Genomic DNA, 258 nt, shown 5'->3' with positions numbered 1-258 from the left:
AGCTGCCGGGCGAACTCGACAATGCGCGACTGGAAGCACCAGCCAGACTCGCAATACACGTTCGGCGTGTCCATCGCCATCCAGAACGCCTCGAACGAGTAGTTGCCGCCGGTCTGGATGCCGAAGTGACCGATGATGAAATTGACCATCGGGAACTCGCGGATCACCGGGTAGAACATCGTCGGGATCGTGTACGGGCCGTCGCCGGTATGGATCAGCACCACGATGTTGTACTTGGCGCAGACCTTCATCGCCGGG

The 258-nt window shown here is 60.1% G+C and carries 1 protein-coding gene; it reads right to left on the bottom strand.

Features of this window, described 5'->3' with window-relative positions:
* On the bottom strand, positions 1-258 hold a 258-nt coding region (locus tag SB765_RS31230), incomplete at both ends, for an amidohydrolase family protein (RefSeq protein WP_410932707.1).

Source organism: Pseudomonas sp. SIMBA_067, from assembly GCF_046534675.1.
Classification (GTDB): Bacteria; Pseudomonadota; Gammaproteobacteria; order Pseudomonadales; family Pseudomonadaceae; genus Aquipseudomonas; species Aquipseudomonas putida.
Note: the sequence above shows the minus strand (reverse complement) of the source record. Positions and strands in the feature narration are given on the sequence as shown.